The sequence below is a fragment of the Klebsiella sp. HMSC16A12 genome (assembly GCF_001808265.1).
GTDB classification, from domain to species: domain Bacteria; phylum Pseudomonadota; class Gammaproteobacteria; order Enterobacterales; family Enterobacteriaceae; genus Klebsiella; species Klebsiella pneumoniae.
In genome coordinates, this window is sequence record NZ_KV792645.1 from 1 (window position 1) to 213 (window position 213).

Consider the following 213-nt stretch of genomic DNA (forward strand, 5'->3'; position numbering starts at 1 on the left):
TTTATGGGGTCAGTCCAGCAGCGCCGCCGGGCGATGGCATTAGGCACGATAGCCGTGATTTTGCCGGGTGGCGGCTGGCGCCTTACCCGGCCTACAGGATCCTCTCACAGGCTCACACTCCGTAGGCCCGCGCAAGCGCAGCGCCGCCGGGCGACGGCATCAGACACGGTACCCGTGGTGCTGCCGGGTGGCGGCTGCGCCTTACCCGGCCTA